This window comes from Streptomyces xiamenensis, from assembly GCF_000993785.3.
Taxonomy (GTDB): Bacteria; Actinomycetota; Actinomycetes; order Streptomycetales; family Streptomycetaceae; genus Streptomyces; species Streptomyces xiamenensis.
The window spans coordinates 5542661-5559698 of record NZ_CP009922.3; the positions used below are offsets into that span (position 1 = coordinate 5542661).

12 protein-coding genes are annotated in these 17038 nt (G+C 72.2%); 9 read left to right on the forward strand and 3 right to left on the reverse strand.

The genetic code is table 11. From position 1 onward, the window contains the following. Nucleotides 1-14 precede the first annotated feature (14 nt). From SXIM_RS25405 to SXIM_RS25415, 3 genes are read left to right on the forward strand one after another with little or no spacing between them, the layout of a single operon-like run. Nucleotides 15-1712, forward strand: a complete 1698-nt coding sequence (locus SXIM_RS25405; protein ID WP_053116300.1) for a prenyltransferase/squalene oxidase repeat-containing protein — start codon at nucleotides 15-17, stop codon at nucleotides 1710-1712. Beyond that, nucleotides 1709-2962, forward strand: a complete 1254-nt coding sequence (locus SXIM_RS25410; RefSeq protein ID WP_046725205.1) for an FAD-dependent oxidoreductase — start codon at nucleotides 1709-1711, stop codon at nucleotides 2960-2962. The genes SXIM_RS25405 and SXIM_RS25410 overlap by 4 nt, the downstream gene beginning before the upstream one ends. Beyond that, nucleotides 2959-4311: an FAD-dependent oxidoreductase gene (locus SXIM_RS25415; RefSeq protein ID WP_053116301.1), complete on the forward strand. Its 1353-nt coding sequence runs from the start codon at nucleotides 2959-2961 to the stop codon at nucleotides 4309-4311. Before SXIM_RS25410 ends, SXIM_RS25415 begins: the two co-directional genes overlap by 4 nt. Here SXIM_RS25415 and SXIM_RS25420 read toward each other — a convergent pair. Continuing rightward, on the reverse strand, nucleotides 4271-5098 hold the full coding sequence (locus SXIM_RS25420; RefSeq protein WP_030731811.1) for a siderophore-interacting protein: 828 nt from the start codon (nucleotides 5096-5098) through the stop codon (nucleotides 4271-4273). The two genes, SXIM_RS25415 and SXIM_RS25420, sit on opposite strands and share 41 nt — an antisense overlap. Nucleotides 5099-5466: 368 nt before the next feature. Here SXIM_RS25420 and SXIM_RS25425 point away from each other — a divergent pair, with 368 nt between their 5' ends. Continuing rightward, nucleotides 5467-6246, forward strand: a complete 780-nt coding sequence (locus SXIM_RS25425; RefSeq protein WP_246156938.1) for a transglycosylase SLT domain-containing protein — start codon at nucleotides 5467-5469, stop codon at nucleotides 6244-6246. A 94-nt stretch (nucleotides 6247-6340) separates the two neighbouring features. Here SXIM_RS25425 and SXIM_RS25430 read toward each other — a convergent pair whose 3' ends face one another. Beyond that, a complete protein-coding gene (locus SXIM_RS25430) occupies nucleotides 6341-7336 on the reverse strand; it encodes a multicopper oxidase domain-containing protein (protein WP_046725207.1) in 996 nt (331 codons plus the stop codon). 428 nt (nucleotides 7337-7764) lie between these two features. Here SXIM_RS25430 and SXIM_RS25435 point away from each other — a divergent pair, with 428 nt between their 5' ends. The 5 genes from SXIM_RS25435 to SXIM_RS25455 all read left to right on the forward strand — a co-directional run bounded on the left by SXIM_RS25435 (nucleotide 7765) and on the right by SXIM_RS25455 (nucleotide 15635). Continuing rightward, nucleotides 7765-10176: a ThuA domain-containing protein gene (locus tag SXIM_RS25435; RefSeq protein ID WP_046725208.1), complete on the forward strand. Its 2412-nt coding sequence runs from the start codon at nucleotides 7765-7767 to the stop codon at nucleotides 10174-10176. After that, nucleotides 10176-12392: an OmpL47-type beta-barrel domain-containing protein gene (locus tag SXIM_RS25440; RefSeq protein WP_030731823.1), complete on the forward strand. Its 2217-nt coding sequence runs from the start codon at nucleotides 10176-10178 to the stop codon at nucleotides 12390-12392. Before SXIM_RS25435 ends, SXIM_RS25440 begins: the two co-directional genes overlap by 1 nt. Nucleotides 12393-12517: 125 nt before the next feature. Beyond that, nucleotides 12518-13573 (forward strand): iron-siderophore ABC transporter substrate-binding protein, encoded by a 1056-nt coding sequence (locus SXIM_RS25445; protein WP_046725209.1) that lies wholly within the window; start codon nucleotides 12518-12520, stop codon nucleotides 13571-13573. Next, nucleotides 13570-14613, forward strand: coding sequence for a FecCD family ABC transporter permease (locus SXIM_RS25450; RefSeq protein ID WP_030731826.1), 1044 nt, complete (start codon nucleotides 13570-13572; stop codon nucleotides 14611-14613). Before SXIM_RS25445 ends, SXIM_RS25450 begins: the two co-directional genes overlap by 4 nt. Before the next feature lie 11 nt (nucleotides 14614-14624). Then, on the forward strand, nucleotides 14625-15635 hold the full coding sequence (locus tag SXIM_RS25455) for a FecCD family ABC transporter permease (protein ID WP_046725927.1): 1011 nt from the start codon (nucleotides 14625-14627) through the stop codon (nucleotides 15633-15635). A gap of 72 nt (nucleotides 15636-15707) precedes the next feature. Here SXIM_RS25455 and SXIM_RS25460 read toward each other — a convergent pair whose 3' ends face one another. Next, the gene (locus SXIM_RS25460) at nucleotides 15708-17000 is read right to left on the reverse strand and encodes an MFS transporter (RefSeq protein ID WP_030731831.1); all 1293 of its coding nucleotides are present in this window, start codon (nucleotides 16998-17000) and stop codon (nucleotides 15708-15710) included. Between the last annotated feature and the right edge of the window lie 38 nt (nucleotides 17001-17038).

Here is a 17038-nt window from a genome sequence, read left to right on the forward strand (position 1 = left end):
GCCCGGGAGTGACCATGGCCCAGCATCCCGCCCGTAACGCCCGGCTGTCCGCCGCCATCGACACCGCCGCCCACACCCTGCTGACCGCCCAGGACCCCGACGGCACCTGGTACGACACCCGTCCCAGCCTCGTCACCGGGACCGCCGGCGCCGTCCTGGCCCTGCACACCGCCGACCCGCACTCCTCCGCCGCCCTCGTACGCGGCGGCGTCGGCTGGCTGTTGCGCGCCCGCAACCAGGACGGCGGCTGGCCCGTCACCGGCGAGGGCCCCAGCGACTTCATCTCCACCACCATGGCGGTCGCCGCCCTGCGCACCGCGGCCCCCGGACGCACCGCCGAGGAAGTACGCGCCGGGCTGTGCTTCCTGGAGGGCCGGGGCGGCGTCCAGGGGCTGGGTGACCCCACCGTGCGGCAGCTCACCGGGCTGCTGCTGGCCCTCACCAAAGCGCGCGAACCCGCCGGCACCCCCCGGGTCCCCGCCGAACTCCTGCTGCTGCCCGCCCCACTGATCCGGAAACTGCTGTCCTTCCTGCAGACCCCCTTCGCCGCCCTCACCCTCCTCCAGCACCAGGTGCGGCCAGGGCCCCCGGCCCTGCGTGCCCGCACCACCGCCGCCGCCACCGCGATCCTGCGGGCCGGCGAACACCAGGAGGGCGGGGTCGGCTCCTTCGGCAGCGGCGACCCGTGGCTGACCGGGCTGGCCGTCACCGCGCTGCACCGGGCCGGCACCGCGCCCGAGGTCGTCCGGGCGGCCGTCGGCTATCTGCGCGCCGCCGCCCGGCCCGACGGCTCATGGGTCCTCATGCAGGGAATGGGCCCACGCGACGTCGACCTCGTCGGCCACGCCGTCACCACCGAAGCCCTGTGCCACGCCGGACACCGCACCGACTCCCGGGTACGGCGCGCCGCCGGCTGGCTGCTCGACTGCCGGCAGGACGAACCGTTTCCGCTGTACGACTGCCCACCCGGCGGCTGGGCCTGGTCCGGGGCGAAGGGCTGGCCCAACACCGTCGACTCCGTCGCCGCCCTCGCCTGCCTGGCCGCCATCCGGGGCCACGGCCAGGCCCTCGGCCAGGGCGCCGCCTGGCTGAGGGCCCGTCAGGACCGCGGCGGCGCCTGGAGCGTCTTCACCCGCAACACCCGCTGCCCGGCGGACCGCGCCTGCCCGCACGTCACCGCCCAGGCCATCGACATCCTCACCGCCGCCGGTGTCCCCGGCACCGACCGCGCCGTCCGCCGCGCCCTGCGCCGGCTCACCGCGAGCCAGCGGCCGGACGGCTCGCACGTGGCCCTGTGGCACCGCGGCGGTGTCCCCGCCACCGCCGCCGTCCTGCACACCACCGCCCGCCTCGGCCTCACCCGCACCCGGCTCGCCACCCGCGCCCGTGCCTGGCTGCTGGCCGCCCAGCTCCCCGACGGCTCCTGGGGCGCCGCGCCCGCCACCGGTCCCGGCACCACCGACGAGACCGCCCGTGCCGTCAAGGGCCTCGCCGCGCTCACCGACGACGACGCCGCCGCACGCACCGCAGCGGCCCGCGGCGCCGCGTGGCTGCTGGCCGCCCAGCTCCCCGACGGCACCTGGGAACCCGGCCCCACCTGCTGGTACATCAAGGACCACCTCGCCTACCCCGGCCACCTCATCGCCCAGGGCCTCGCTCTGGGCGCCCTGGCGGCCCACCACCGCACCTTCCCGCCGGGAGCCGCCGGATGACCACCTGGGACGCCATCGTCTGCGGCGCCGGCGCCGCGGGCCTGGCCACCGCCCGCGCCCTCGCCGATCTCGGCCTGCGCACCCTCGTCCTCGACAAACAGCGCCGGCCCGCCCCCGTCGCCAAGGGCGAGGTCCTCCAGCCCGCCGCTCTGCGCATCCTCACCCGCTGGGGCGTCACCGCCGCCCTCACCGCGGCGGGTGCCGTCCCGCTCACCCGGCTCACCATCCGCGGACCCGACGCCACCCCCCTCATGGTCTTCGACTACACCACCCTCCCCACCGGGTACCGCACCCTGCTCAGCCACGACCACACCGCCATCCTCACCGCCCTCACCCAATCCCTCCCGGCGCGCACCGAGATCCGCCGGGGTGCCTTCGCCGCCACGCTGCTGCACGATCCCACCGGCCGCGTCACCGGCGTACGGGTGCGCCGCGACGGCACTACCGAGGACGTCCACGCCCCCCTGGTCATCGCTGCCGACGGCATGTCCTCCCGACTGCGCCGCGCCGCCGGCATCCCCCTGACCACCCGCGCCTACCCGCACCGGCTGCTGTCCTTCGAACTCCCCGGCGCACCACCCGAACCCGGCGACGTCACCGCCTACCGCACCCCCCGCGGGCTGCGCCTGGTCTACCCCCTGCCGCACGGCCGCACCCGGATCTACGTCCAGATCCGCCCCCACGAGGTGCGCGGCGCCGACCACGCCGCCATGACCCGGTGGGCCGCCGGGCTCGACCACGACACCCCCGCCCTGCGCCCCCTCACCGAACGCCTCACCGGATCCCTGGCCACCCGTCAGACCTTCACCCTGCGCCGCTGCACCGCCCCCACCCTCACCGTCCCCGGCCTCGCCCTGGTCGGCGAAGCCGCCCACGCCGTGCACTCCCTGGCCGCCCAGGGCATGAACACCGCCATCTGCGACGCCCACACCCTGGCCCACCACCTCGCCACCGCACCCGACACCGACACCGCGCTCGCCGCCTACGAGGCCGAACGGCTGCCCTGGATCCGGCACATCGCCGTGATGAGCCACGACGCCGCCCGCCTGGTCACCGCCACCGGCCGCACCACCCGGGTCCTGGGCCGCCGCGCGCTGCGCCGCACCCACCACAGCCCGCGGCTGCGCTACACCGCCACCTACAACCTCGCCGGCCTCGGCATCCACCCCTTCGCCCCCCTCGACCGGCTCCACCAACTCGGCCTCCCCGACCCCCGCGCCACCCACGTCCCCCCGTGGCAGCCCCAGTGAGCGGCCCACCCGCCCTGGTCCTCGGCGGCTCACTGGCGGGACTGCTCACCGCCACCGTGCTGCGCCGCCACCACACCACCGTCACCGTCCTCGACCAGGACCGGCTGCCCACCGGAGCAGCCCACCGCGCCGGGACCCCGCAGGCCCACCACGGTCATCTGCTGCTGCCCGCCGGCAGCCGGTACATCGAGGCCCTGCTCCCCGGCACGCTCGGCCGGCTGCTGGCGGTGGGCGCCCACCGCATCGACATGTCCGCCGACGTCGTCAGCCTGGGGGATCTGGGCTGGCAGCCCAGAACACCGACCGGACATCTCGCCCTGCTGTGCAGCCGCCCGCTGCTCGAATGGACCCTGCGCGAACGCGTCCGGGAGATGGACGGCATCACCCTCGTCACCGGCGCCCAGGTCCGGGAACTGACCGGCAGCCGCCACCGTGTCACCGGAGCCCTCGCCCGGCACCGCGACGGCACCACCCGTTGGTACGAGGCCGCACTCACCGTCGACGCCACCGGCCGCGCCTCGCGCACCCCCGCCCTGCTCACCGCGCTCGGCCTGCCCCCGGTACGGGAACGGACCGTCGACGCCGGCGTCGCCTACGCCTCGGTGCCCGTGCTGGCGCCGCCCGCCGCCCGGGACGGCTTCCCCCTCATCGGCATCCAGCCGGGTCCCTCCCGGCACCGCCCCGCCCGGGCCGGGGTGGTCTTCCCGATCGAGGACGGCCGCTGGCTGATCTCCCTGTCCGGCACCAGGGGCGCCGAGCCGCCGCTGGACCACCACGGCTTCCTCGCGTTCGCCCGCTCCCTGGAGCACCCGGTGATAGCCGACCTGCTGACCTCCGTCACACCCGTGGCCCCGATCCGCGGCTACCGGCACACCGGCAACCGGCGCCGCTACTACGAGCGCATGCGCCGCTGGCCCGAGGGCTTCCTGGTCGTCGGTGACGCTCTGCTCACCACCAACCCCACCTTCGGCTACGGCATGACCGCCACCGCGGCCGGGGTGAGTGCCCTGGCCGACACCCCGCACGCCTCCTCCCGCGACACCCAGCGCGCCATCGCGCGCGCGGTCTCGGGCGCGTGGCACCTGGCGTCCGGCACCGACCTGCTGCACCCCGGCGCGACCGGCTCCGGATCACGCCGGGCGGCGCGTGTCCACCGGAGCCTGGCCCTGCGCCTGGAACGGGCGGCCCACCACGACCCTCGGCTGCGCCGCGCCCTGGTGCGGGTGGGGACCCTCAGCGAGCCGCCCTCGACCCTGTTGACCCCGGCCGTCGCCCGTGCCCTGCTGCTTCCGCGGGCGCGCGGTCCGGCTACGCCCGGCTCTCCTGCTCCTGGAGGATCCGCTGATTGAACTCCGCCTTGGCCGCCTGCCAGCCGTCCTCGTCGTTCCCCCGGCGCCAGTACCCGGAGATGGACAACTGCTCGGGCGCCATGGCGCGCTCGTGCCGCAGATGGCGCCGCAGTTCCTTGACCCAGTTCGCCTCGCCGTGCACGAAGGCGTGCCCGCGCCCCGGCGGCAGGGTGAGAGAGGTGACGGCGTCCACGAGCGCCGGACCGAAGCGTCCCTCGCGCCGGTCGACCCAGACCACCTCGACGTCCCCGGCCGGCGGCTCCAGCTTCAGTTCCTCACCCGGTCCGTCGATCTCGATGAGGACCCGCGCGACCGCTCCCGGCGGGAGCCGCTCGACGGAGGCGGCGATGGCGGGCAGCGCGCTCTCGTCCCCGACGAGCAGATGCCAGTCGGCGGTGGGGTCGGGCGCGTAGGCGCCGCCGGGGCCCAGAAGGGCGATCCGGTCCCCGGGGCGCGCGGCGGCGGCCCAGGGCCCGGCCAGGCCGGTGTCGCCGTGGTGGACGAAGTCGATGGTCAGTTCGAGGGCCTGTGGGTCCCATGCGCGCACCGTGTACGTCCGCATGCTGGGCCACTGCTCGCGCGGCAGCGTGCGGCGGATCTCCGCCACGTCGAACGGCTCGGGGTAGTCCACTCCGGGCTGGGCGAAGACGAGCTTCACGTAGCTGTCGCTGTACGGCCCCACCGCGAACTCCTGAAGGCCCTCACCCCCGAGGACAACTCTGATCACATGCGCACTGAGCCGCTCGGTGCGCAGCACCTGACCACGATGCGTGACGATGTCGCTCATGACGCCCTTCCTGTCGGTTAGGTAAGCCTAACCTGCATTCGATGGGCGGTCGCTACCTCCCCAGAGGCGGGCGCGGTGGGTGATGCCCCGGTGATGCCCGGTGACGCGGCGGGGGCCGGACTGTGAGCCCCGGCATGAGAGGGCCGTCACATCCGTACGGGCTTAGGAGTGCTCCGGGCCAGTGGGACAAGGCGGACATGAAATGACAGTGAGGGATGTACTAAATCTTGTCGGAGATGAGGTCTTTGCCGTTGATGGTCCGAGTTGTGCATGGTGGCGATCGGTCGCGTTCCGCGGCTTCTCTCCCCCGCTCCTCCGAGGATCGAGGTGTCTGTATGACCGCCACCCATGGCGCTTCCCGTATTCGAATGCGCACGGCCGCTGTGGCCGGGATGGTCACCGCCGGCGCGGCGGTGGTGTCCCTCGTGCACACCCCCGGTGCAGTGGCCGACCCGCACGCGTCCGCCGTCGCCCCCACGGCCATGAGCACCAGTGCTCCGGCCGCGTTCTCCCCGGACAGCGCGAGCAGCGTGATCGTCAAGTCCCCGGTCACCGGCAGTGACGCCGCCGACAACGGCGACGAGGCCGCCGACGACAGCGCTGCCGAGACCACCACCGACGACACCGCCACCGACGACGCTGCCACCGACGACACCACCACCGACGACGGCGCGGCGGCGGACACCGCGACGCAGGCCGCGCAGGACGACGCGGCGGCGCAGGAGGAGTCCGCTCCGGCGGACAAGGGCCGCGGCGCCGAGTACAACGCCGACGGCACCATCGTCGTGATCGACAAGGCCGAGCAGCCCAAGCCGCAGCCCGCCTCGGCCGAGCAGATCGACCAGTGGATCAACGAGGCCCTGGATGTCATGAAGGCGCACGGTATCCCCGGCAGCTACGACGGCATCAAGAGCAACCTGATACGTGAGTCCAGCGGTGACCCGCACACGATCAACATGTGGGACAGCAACGCGGTCAAGAACATCCCGTCCAAGGGCCTGCTGCAGGTCATCGACCCGACCTTCGAGCAGTACCACGTGGAGGGGACCAGTACCGACATCTACGACCCGGTGGCCAACATCGTCGCGGCCTGCAACTACGCGGCCGACCGCTACGGCTCCATGGACAACGTGAACAGCGCCTACTGATCCCCCGGGGACGACCGGCGCACAGCACCCCGGTGCCGCCGCACGCCACAGGCGTGCGGCGGCACCGGGGTGTGCGGGGCTTCCGCCAGGGAAGCTAGTGCCCGCTGTGGTCGGCGGCCGATCCGTGCGAGCCGCTGTGACCGGCCGTGTCCGCGCCGCCCTCGTCGGCGGTGCCCGCCGCCGTGTGGTGGTGCTCGTAGTCGGGGATCGTGCCGTCCGGTCGTTTCACCAGCAGCAGTCCGGCCATGCCCATGTCCGAGTGGCTCTGCACGTGGCAGTGGTACATCCACGCGCCCGGCCCGACCCCCTCGCCGGCGATGATCTGGAAGCCGAAGGAGTCGCCCGGCCCGGTGATCTTGTTGTCCACGATCCTGCTGGTGTCCTCGGGGCCCTCCAGCAGCCCGGTGCGGTTCTCGGCCCAGCGGTGACCGTGGATGTGGAAGGTGTGGTAGAGCTCGCCGTGGGTGATGGAGATGATCTCCACCCGGTCACCCATCGTGACCTCGTAGTCGGCCCCGGCCTTCAGATTGTTCGTCAGCATGTCGTTGAAGACGATGGTGATCGTCTTGTCCGGCAGCACATCGCCCGCGCGCCGCACCACCAGCGGACCGTACAGGCCGTTGCGCACCCCGGCCGTGCCGTGGTCGGTGCCCACGGTGTGATCGTGATACTGCCAGTAGCCCGCGCTGCCCGAGCGCCAGGTGCCGTCCGCCCGGCGGCCCGGGGCGTGCGAGCGCCAGGTGTACGTCCGCTTTCCGCCGGGCGGTACGTGGGAGCGGGTCATCCGGGTGCCGTCGCTGGATATCTCGTAGTCGACGCCGTGCACATGCAGGCTGGCGTCCACGTCCATGAGGTTCTCGACCTCGATGTGCAGCGTGTCGCCCTCGACCATCTCGATCAGCGGGCCCGGGACCGAGGCCTTGCCCGGCTGGAGGCCGTAGCCCATGCGGCCGTCGGAGAGCCGCTCCAGGTAGAGCTTCATGGTCCGCACCTGGTTGCGTGCCTGGGCGGTAGGGGCCGTCACCGTCCCGGCCGCGGCCGCGGAGTTCGCGGCCGGGGCCGCGGCTGTCAGTGAGGCGGCGCCGGCCATCGCCGCGGCACCCCAGAAGAGGGAGCGCCTGCCTGGCCCCCGGCTTGGTCCGGCGGACCCATCGGTCCGGCTTCCGTCGTCGCTTCCGTTACCGCCCGTCACCGCGTTCATGGGCACAACTCCCTGCAACTGTTGCTACTTCGAGCACGAGCCGCCGGACAACATAGCTCTCGAACGGGACTTTATCCAGATCATGACAAAGTTTCGACGAGTTTGGTCCAAAGCCCTTGGCGGTGTGGGAACAAGCGTCTACCTTGCTCGCTGACCCGGAACCACCAGTGAGGAGTGGGTGGCACATGCGGCGAACACCGCATCACAGTCCCAGGAACTCGGAGCAGGTGCACAGATCCCCCGCGGACGGTCCGGAACGCCGGCCCCGCCGCACGCGGTCCCTACGGATATGGGCGTCGGCCCTGCTGTCGGGCGTGATGGCGACCGGCGCGCTGTACGCGGTACCCGCGGCCAGCGCCCAGCCCTCCGCCGAGTCCGTCGCACAGGCACTCAACCTGCCGCAGCCACCGGGCGGCGACGACGTCCGTGTGCTGATCTTCCACGCGTCCGCCGGTACGGAGTCCCCGACCGTGGACACCGGCATCGCCGCGCTCGAATCCATCGGGCGCAGCGGGCCCGCCAACCAGCGATTCTCCGTCGAAGCCACGGCCGACGCCTCGGTGTTCACCGACGGCCGCCGGCTCGGCGCCTTCAACTCCGTGGTCTTCCTCACCGGTGCGGGCGATGTCCTGGACGCCGAGCAGGAACTGGGCCTCCAGGCCTACCTCGCGGCGGGCGGCGGCTTCCTCGGCGTGCACGACGCGGCCCGTACCGAGCCGTACTCCGACTGGTACGGCGGGCTGATCGGCGCCCGCGCCACCGGGGACAGCGGCTCCACCGCGCAGCGCGCCACCGTCGAGGTCGGCGACCGGGTCCACCCGGCCACCGCCGGTCTGCCGCCGGAGTGGAGCCGCCTGGACCGGTGGCTCAACTGGGAGACCAATCCCTCCGGTGACGTCCACACCGTCGCCCGGGTCCGCGAACTGGACTACCGGCCGGGCGAGTCGGCCAACGGGCCCGACCATCCCATCTCCTGGTGCCAGGACTACGCCGGCGGCCGTTCCTTCTACACCGCCATGGGCGGCACCGTCGCCTCGTGGGCCGAGGCCGACTTCCGTGACCACCTGCGCGGCGCGCTCACCTGGACCAACCGGGTGGCCCGTGCCGACTGCCAGGCCACCGTCACCGCCAACTACACGGCCGAGCGGCTGACCCCGCCCAACCAGCCGGGCGAGCACGACCAGATCGGTGAGCCGCACGGCCTGGTCCCCGCCCCCGACGGCCGGATCTTCTACATCGGACGCGGCGGCGGCCCGGCCGGCTCCTCCGTCATCACCGACTGGAACGACCCGGACATCGGCAAGGGCGAGGGCGAGATCCACGTCTACGACCCGCGCACCGGCCAGGCGTCCCTGGTGGGTTCGCTGACCGTCTTCGGCAACAAGGGCGGCGGCGGCGAACTGGTCAAGACCGAGGAAGGGCTGCTCGGCATCGAGCTCGACCCCCGGTTCGCCACCAACGGCTGGATCTACCTGCACTGGACACCGCACTCGGAGATCGACCGCGAGCAGCGGACCGCCGAGCGCCGTGTCTCGCGCTTCACCGTCAACCGCTCCACCGGCAGGCTGGACCTGTCCTCGGAGAAGGTGCTGCTGTCGTGGCCGGTGCAGATCCACAGCTGCTGCCACGCGGGCGGCGGGATGGCGTGGGACTCGCACGAGAACCTCTACATCGCCACCGGTGACACCAACTCCTCCGGATTCACTAACGGTTACTCGGGCAACAACCCCGAGCCGGTGTTCGCGGGCACCTCCTTCGCGGACGCCCGCCGCACCTCCGGCAACACCAACAACCTCAACGGCAAGATCCTGCGCATCCACCCCGAACAGGACGGCACCTACACCCTCCCCGAGGGCAACCTGTTCACCGGCAGGGAGACCGCGGAGGGCGGCGGCAAGACCAGGGGCGAGATCTACGCGATGGGCGTGCGCAACCCCTCGCGGATCTTCGTCGACCGGCAGACCGACGTGCTCTACGCCGGCTGGGTGGGCCCCGACGCCTCACAGCCCAGCACCACCTGGGGCCCGGCCAAGTACGAGTCCTTCACCGCCATCACCGCACCCGGCAACTTCGGCTGGCCGTTCTGCATGGGCAACAACCAGCCCTACCGGGACCGCAACCTGCCCGACCCCTCGCAGCCGCTGGGCTGGTACGACTGCGACGCGCCGCGCAACGAGTCCCCGCACAACGACGGCCTCGTGAAGCTGCCCCCGGTCACCCCGGTGTCGATCTGGTACGCCCCCAACGGCGGCGGCCCCGACTATCCGCGCAACGCCGACGGCATCCCGTCCTACGCCATCGACGACGAGTTCTACCGGCTGCCCTGGGCCAAGGGCGGCGGCCAGGCCGCGATGACAGGACCCGTCTACCGGTACGACGAGGACCGTGCCAGCGACGTCAAGTGGCCCCGCTACTGGGACGGCAAGTGGTTCATCGGTGACTTCTACGACGGTGTCCAGCCCCGGCACGCGGTCCTGATCGACCCGGACACCATCGGCGGGGGCACCCCGCCCAGCCATGTGGAGCCGCTCAAGGAGATCATCCCGGTCGGTCAGGGCGGCATCCGCAACCTGATGGACTGGAAGTTCGCCCCCGACGGCTCGCTGTACGTCCTGGACTACGGCCGGGGCTTCTTCAACTCCGACAGCGAATCCGCCCTGTGGCGGGTGACCTACTCCGGCGGCGCGCCCACCCCGGCCGCCTCCGACCTGGTCAGGAAGGGCGACTGATGAGACGACGCACACGCCTTGACAGCCGCACCCTGTGGACCGCGCTGCTCACCTCGATGGCCCTGCTGCTGGGGCTCACCTCGGCCGCCGCCCTCGGCGGACCGGGGGAGGAGCGGGCGGTGGCGGCGGAGCAGACGCTGCGCTGGACGGCGGACGGCGGGATGGACGCCTTCACCTCGGCGCCGCAGACCGCGGTGGCCGGGCCGGCGACCATCGTCTTCGAGAACAGCGTGGCCACCGGCAACGACATCGCGATGCCGCACACGCTCACCTTCGACACCAGCAACCCCGAGTTCAACAACGACGTCGACCTCAACATCCTGGCCAACCCGACCGACAACAACGGCGGTCTGCACACCGCCGAGGTGGTCCTCACCCCGGGCGTCTACCGCTACTACTGCGCGATCCCGGGCCACGGCGCCATGCAGGGCACCCTGGTGGTGACCGAGGACGACGGCGAGGACGTCACCGCACCCGAGGTCACCGCCTCGGTGGACGGCGTGCGCAACGACGACGGCGCGTTCTTCGGCTCGGCCACCGTGACCCTGGAGGCCACCGACGCCGGTTCCGGCGTGGCGAGCGTGGAGTTCGCCGAGGGCGCCGACGGGGAGTGGCAGCCGTACGCCGACCCGGTCGTGGTGGACCGGGTCGGTGACCACGTGCTGCGCTACCGCGCCACCGACGTGGCCGGCAACGTGTCGGAGCCGGGCACGGTGGAGTTCACCGTGGTCGAGCCGCCGACCGACGACACCGAGCCGCCGGAGACCTCGGCGACGGTGAGCGGTGACCAGAACGAGGACGGCGACTACCTCGGCATGGCCACCGTCACGGTGACCGCCTCCGACGCCGGCTCCGGCGTCAACTCCATCGAGTACGCCCGGGGCGCCGACGGCGCGTGGCAGGAGTACACCGGGCCGGTGATGGTCCACGACCTCGGCAGCCACGTGCTGCGCTACCGCGCCACCGACCGGGCCGGCAACGTCTCGCAGGAGCAGAGTGTCGAGTTCACCGTCGTGGAGGTCGTGGAGGAGGACGTGACCGCGCCCGAGGTCTCGGCCTCGGTGTCCGGCAACATCAACTCCTCGGGCTCGTACATCGGGTACGCCCAGGTGACGATCGAGGCCACCGACGAGGAGTCGGGCGTCGAACTGGTGGAGTACTCGCTGGACGGCGGTCCCTACCTGGAGTACGGGCGTCCGGTGATCGTGGACGGCGTCGGACGGCACACCGTCTCCTACCGGGCCACCGATGCCGCGGGCAACACCTCGCAGGCCGGGGAGGTCGTCTTCACCGTCGCCCGCGGCGGTGGCGTCCCCGCGCCCAACTGCGCCGAGTTCGACGAGCGCCGCACGGTGTTCGTCGGCGAGGTGAACACCGGGGTGCCCAACCGGATCACCGAGACCCGCTGCCGCATCAACGAGCGGATCGAGGACGAGAAGGACTGGTCCTCGCACGCGCTGTTCCTCAAGCACGTGGACACGGTCGTCGGTCAGCTGCTGGAGGAGGGTGTCATCGACGAGCGCGAGTCCGGGCTGATCAAGCAGGCCGCGCGTGACTCGGGCATCGGTACCCCGGGCAACACCGAGGGCTACCGCAGCCTGTTCGACGGCAGCCAGGAGAGCTTCGAGCGCTGGCAGCAGGTCGGCGGCGGCGCCTTCGGGCTCTCCGAGGACAACGCCATGACCAGCAGCAGCGACGTGCCGGGCATGGGCATGCTGTGGTTCCCGGAGCGGCAGTACGAGAACTTCTCGCTGAAGCTCCAGTGGCGCGACGACGCCCCCGACGGACTGCTCACCAACGGCGGGGTGTTCGTCCGGTTCCCGGACGTGCACGGCCATCCGGAGGAGAGCCGGCCGGAGTGGGTGGCGATCAACTACGGTCACGAGATCCAGATCTATGACCGGCCCACCGGCGATCTGTACAAGACCGGTTCGGTCTACGGCTTCGACCGGGTCGGTCTCGGCGGTGCCGGGGTGACCCCGAAGGGCACCTGGAACGACTACGAGATCCGGGTCATCGGGCAGTCCTACGAGATCTACCGCAACGGCGTTCTCATCAACGAGTTCGAGAACGTCCGCGGTCTGGCCTTCGAGCCGCCGCGTGGCGGGGACCCGGGCAGCAACGGACGGCGCAACGCCTCCGGCTATGTCGGCCTCCAGGTCCACGGCGCCGACGACGTGGTCTCCTACCGGGACATCCGCATCAAGGAGCTGTGAGCCGCTCACCGCAATGACCTCGGGGTCGGTCGCCTTCGGGCGGCCGACCCCTTGGCTGTCGCCCCGGGACACTCGCGTAACATAGGTAAGGCATACCTAAGTTTGTGGAGCGGAGTGTCTTTGTCATGCGTTCATACCGGGTCTGGGCGGCGGTCGCGGCAGCGGCTGTCGCGCTGAGTCTCAGCGCCTGCGGCGCCTCCGACGACGGAGCGGACGACGCCGCCGACAAGGGCGGGAACACGGAGAACGGCGCGTCCGGCGCGTTCCCGATCACCATCGAACACGCCCTGGGCACCACGACGATCCCTCAGAAGCCCGAGCGCGTCGCCACCGTCGCCTGGGCCAACCACGAGGTGCCGCTGGCCCTGGGCGTCGTCCCGGTGGGCATGGCCGCCGCCAACTTCGGCGACGACGACGGCGACGGCGTCCTGCCGTGGGTCACCGAGAAGCTCGACGAGCTCGGTGCCGAGACCCCGGTGCTCTTCGACGAGAACGACGGCATCGACTTCGAGTCCGTCGCCGACACCAACCCCGACGTCATCCTCGCCTCCTACTCGGGGCTGACGCAGCGGGACTACGACACCCTCAGCGACATCGCCCCGGTCATCGCCTACCCGGAGGCTCCCTGGGCCACGTCCTGGCGCGACATCATCAAGCTCAACAGCGAGGCCATCGGCCTGGGCGCCGAGGGCGAGGCGCTGATCGCCGACCTGGAGCGGGAGATCAGCGACACCGTCGCCGGCTACCCGCAGCTGACCGGCAAGTCGGTGATGTTCATGACCCACATCGACCCGACCGACGTGAGCCAGATCGGCTTCTACACCGCGCACGACACCCGCGCCCTCTTCTTCGAGGACCTCGGCCTGCGGACCCCCGGCAGCATCGCCGAACTCTCCGCCGGAACCGACCAGTTCGCGCTGACCCAGAGCGCCGAGCAGATCCAGGTCTTCGACGACGTGGACATCATCACCGGCTACGGCGACGAGGAGGGCGAGCTGTTCGGGATCGTCCAGCAGGACCCGCTGCTCTCGAAGATCCCCGCCGTCGAGCGCGGTTCCGTGGCCTTCCTGCCCGGCAGCACGCCGCTGGCCACCGCCGCCAACCCCACCCCGCTGTCCATCTCGTGGGTGCTGGACGACTACGCCGCCCTGCTCGCCGAGGCCGCGGACAAGGTGGAATGACGGCCGTCACCACCCGGAACACGCCGGACGCCGACCTCGCTCGGCGTCCGGCCCATGTCCGGGGTCTGTGGATCGCCGCCGCCCTGGCCCTCCTGGTCCTCGCCATGGCCGCCTCGGTGGCCCTGGGCGCCCGGGACGTGGGCTGGTCCGACATCGTCGCGGGCCTCGGCGGCGCCGAGAGCACCCTCGGCGAGGCCGCCGTCAAGAAGCGGGTGCCGCGCACCCTGCTGGCCATGACGGTCGGCGCGGCCCTCGCCCTGGCCGGCGCCGTCATGCAGGGCGTGACCCGCAACCCGCTGGCCGACCCGGGCATCCTCGGCGTCAACATGGGTGCCTCGCTCGCCATCGTCACCGGCGTCGCCTTCTTCGGCCTGACCTCTCCCACCAGCTACATCTGGATCGCCATCGCGGGCGCCGCCGCCACCGCGCTGTTCGTCTACGCCATCGGTTCGATGGGGCGGGGCGGGCCCACCCCGCTCAAGCTCGCGCTGTCCGGGGCGGCCGTCTCCGCCGCGCTCGCCTCCCTGGTCACCGCCGTCATGCTGCCGCGCAACGACATCGCCGGCACCTTCCGGATGTGGCAGATCGGCGGCGTCGGCGGAGCCTCCTTCGACAAGCTCGGCCAGGTGGCACCGTTCCTCGCCGTGGGGTTCGCCCTGTGTCTGCTGTCCGCCCGCCGCCTGAACTCCCTGGCGCTGGGCGACGAACTGGCCGCCGGGCTGGGCGAGAACGTCGCCGCGACCCGGGCTCTCTCCGCTCTGGGCGCCATCCTGCTGTGCGGCGCGGCCACGGCCGTCGCCGGCCCGATCGGATTCGTGGGCCTGGTCGTGCCCCATCTGTGCCGGCTGCTGGTCGGTGTCGACCACCGCTGGCTGCTGCCGCTCGCCGCGCTGCTGGGCGCCGCCCTGCTCACCGCCGCCGACGTGGTCGGCCGCATCGTGAACCGGCCCTCGGAGATCGACGTCGGCATTGTGACGGCCCTGATCGGCGCGCCCTTCTTCATCTACATCGTCCGCCGACAGAAAGTACGAGCCCTGTGACCCTTCAGGCCATGGCCGAGGGCCGGATCCGCCGCGCGAACCGGCGGCGCGCCACCATCGCCGTCCTCGTGGCTCTCGTCGTCAGCGCGTTCGCGATCAGCCTGATGTTCGGCAAGACCTCCTACCCGCCGGACGCGGTGTGGCGGGTGATCCTGGGCGAGCAGGTCCCGGGTGCGTCCTTCACCGTCGGCCGGCTGCGGCTGCCCCGTGCGGTGCTCGCCGTCCTCGTCGGGCTGTGCTTCGGTCTGGGCGGTGTCACCTTCCAGACGATGCTGCGCAACCCGCTGGCCAGCCCCGACATCATCGGCATCAGCACCGGGGCGAGCGCGGCGGCCGCCTTCGCGATCGTCGTGCTCTCGCTCAACGAGGTCGGGGTCTCCGTCTTCGCGATCACCGGTGGCCTGCTGGTCGCCCTGGCGGTGTACACCCTGTCCTTCAAGGACGGGGTGGCGGGCTCGCGGCTCATCCTGATCGGCATCGGCATCGCCGCCATGCTGGAGAGCCTCACCGCCTACATCCTCAGCCGGGCGGGGGAGTGGGATCTCCAGGAGGCGATGCGCTGGCTGACCGGCAGCCTCAACGGCTCCAGCTGGACGGAGGTGGTGCCGGTCCTGATCGCGCTGGCCGTCCTGGGGCCCGTTCTGCTGGGGCAATCGCGCGGCCTGTCCACGATGCAGCTGGGCGACGACACCGCCGCGGCCCTCGGCGTGCGCGTCGAGCGCACCCGGATCATCGCCATCGTCGCGGCGGTGGGCCTGATCGCCTTCGCCACCGCCGCCGCCGGACCGATCGCCTTCGTGGCGTTCCTGTCCGGCCCGATCGCCGCCCGTCTGGTGGGGCCCGGCCACTCCCTGCTGGTGCCCGCCGCCCTCATCGGCGCGCTGCTGGTGCTGGTCGCCGACTTCTGCGGCCAGTTCGCGTTCGGCACCCGCTACCCGGTCGGTGTCGTCACCGGCGTGCTGGGCGCCCCGTACCTCATCTACCTCATCATCCGCACCCACCGTGCGGGCGGTTCCCTGTAGCCGCCCGGCGCGGCGTCGGTCCGTCTCCCGCGCGGGCCCGGTACGGGGCCAGGGCCGGCCGTCCGCCCCCTCTCAACGGGCCGGGCGCAGCTCCTCGTCCGCCGGATCCGAGGGGTCCGGCGGCCGGGGCGGCCCGGCGGGAGCCTCCAGCCGCCCATCGCCGGGATCATCGGCCACCGACTCCGCCACCTGCGGCGGCGCGATCCGGCGCAACAGCACGGACACCGCGCACATCAGGGCCGTCATCCCCATCAGGGCGTACATGATCCGGTAGTCGATCAGCCCGATGAGCGCCGCGCCCGCCGCGATGGAGAGCGTCTGGAACAGATCGCACACCGAGCTGACCGCCGCGTTCACCCGGCCCTGCATCCGGGCCGGCGCGTACAGGTGCAGCGCCGTGCTCAGCGCCACCATCAGGAACGGCAGCCCGGTACCGATCAGCATCGCGCCCAGGATGAACAGCGGCATCTCGCGCCACACGCACAGCACCAGGCCGGCCGATATCAGCGCGTACCCCACCGCGCTGCCCCGGAACTCCCCGGCCCGCCGCACCACGACACCGGCGAGAATCCCGCCCAGCACCGAACCGCCGCCCTGCAGCGAGGCGATCACCCCCACGAACGCCGGCCCCTGCCCCAGCCCCTGGTCGACCGCCGCGAACACCGCCGTCTCCAGCAGTCCGACCACCGCCAGGAACGCCACGAACGACACCGCCAGCCGCAGCAGGAACGGCGTGGCCCGCACGAAACGGAAACCCGCCGTCACCGACCGCGCGAACGGCTCGCCCGCCGGCTCCGGCTCCGACTCCACCACCTTGATCGACCACAGCACCAGCGCCGCCACCACGAAGGTCGCCGACCCCAGCACCGCGAGCGCGCCCCCGCCGAACGCCGTGTACACGCCGGCGCCCGCCACCGGCGAGACGATCCGCACCCCCTCCCGCACGGTGATCAGCAGCGACCGGGCCGCCGCCGCGTTCTCCGAGGGGAGCATGTCCTTCAGCAGCGCCGGCCGCGCCGGGGTGGCGAACAGCACCCCGTACGCCAGCGTCACCAGATAGATGATCCACACATCGCCGGAATCCCCGACGAACAGCAGCCCCAGCACCAGGACCGCCATCACCGAGTACATCCGCAGCAGCAGCGGACGCCGCCGCACCCGGTCCACCCAGTGGCCCAGCAACGGGGCGGCGAGACCGGGGGCCGTGATGATCAGGAACACCACGCCGGCCGCCGCGTCCGACCCCGTCAGATCCTTGATCCAGATCGCCAGCGAGAGATAGACCGCGCTGTCCCCGAAACTGGAGAAGGTCTCACCGATGAACAGCCGTCTGAAGCGCTTGTCGGTGCGCAGCAGTTTCCACATGGGGCGGACCTCCGGGTAAGGAACGGCGGCGGGCTGCC

Coding starts and splice junctions, on each gene's coding strand:
- SXIM_RS25405 (WP_053116300.1), top strand. CDS start 15: ATGGCCCAGCATCCCGCCCGTAACGCCCGGCTGTCCGCCGCCATCGAC.
- SXIM_RS25410 (WP_046725205.1), top strand. CDS start 1,709: ATGACCACCTGGGACGCCATCGTCTGCGGCGCCGGCGCCGCGGGCCTG.
- SXIM_RS25420 (WP_030731811.1), bottom strand. CDS start 5,098: ATGAGCGACATCGTCACGCATCGTGGTCAGGTGCTGCGCACCGAGCGG.
- SXIM_RS25425 (WP_246156938.1), top strand. CDS start 5,467: ATGCGCACGGCCGCTGTGGCCGGGATGGTCACCGCCGGCGCGGCGGTG.
- SXIM_RS25430 (WP_046725207.1), bottom strand. CDS start 7,336: ATGGCCGGCGCCGCCTCACTGACAGCCGCGGCCCCGGCCGCGAACTCC.
- SXIM_RS25435 (WP_046725208.1), top strand. CDS start 7,765: ATGGCGACCGGCGCGCTGTACGCGGTACCCGCGGCCAGCGCCCAGCCC.
- SXIM_RS25440 (WP_030731823.1), top strand. CDS start 10,176: ATGAGACGACGCACACGCCTTGACAGCCGCACCCTGTGGACCGCGCTG.
- SXIM_RS25445 (WP_046725209.1), top strand. CDS start 12,518: ATGCGTTCATACCGGGTCTGGGCGGCGGTCGCGGCAGCGGCTGTCGCG.
- SXIM_RS25450 (WP_030731826.1), top strand. CDS start 13,570: ATGACGGCCGTCACCACCCGGAACACGCCGGACGCCGACCTCGCTCGG.
- SXIM_RS25455 (WP_046725927.1), top strand. CDS start 14,625: ATGGCCGAGGGCCGGATCCGCCGCGCGAACCGGCGGCGCGCCACCATC.
- SXIM_RS25460 (WP_030731831.1), bottom strand. CDS start 17,000: ATGTGGAAACTGCTGCGCACCGACAAGCGCTTCAGACGGCTGTTCATC.